Genomic DNA, 234 nt, shown 5'->3' on the forward strand with positions numbered 1-234 from the left:
GTTGTGATGTGCCTGATGCGCTGCGCTTATCAGGCCTACAAAATACGTTCAGCCCGGCCCCTGCAGGCCGGATAAGGCGGTACGCCGCATCCGGCGGTTTTCACCCCGCACAGACGCAAAAAAGCCCATCCGGCAGGATGGGCTTCTTCACTTTAATTAATGCCTGGCAGTTTATGGCGGGCGTCCTGCCCGCCACCCTCCGGGCCGTTGCTGCGCAACGTTCAAATCCGCTCC

At 60.3% G+C, this 234-nt stretch carries 1 protein-coding gene; it reads left to right on the plus strand.

Annotated elements, in window-relative coordinates; all coding sequences use genetic code 11:
- On the plus strand, positions 1–234 hold a 234-nt coding region (locus OGY67_RS00030), incomplete at both ends, for a hypothetical protein (RefSeq protein WP_286573047.1).

Origin of the sequence: Citrobacter sp. Cpo015 (assembly GCF_030333035.1) — a bacterium.
Taxonomy (GTDB): domain Bacteria; phylum Pseudomonadota; class Gammaproteobacteria; order Enterobacterales; family Enterobacteriaceae; genus Citrobacter; species Citrobacter portucalensis.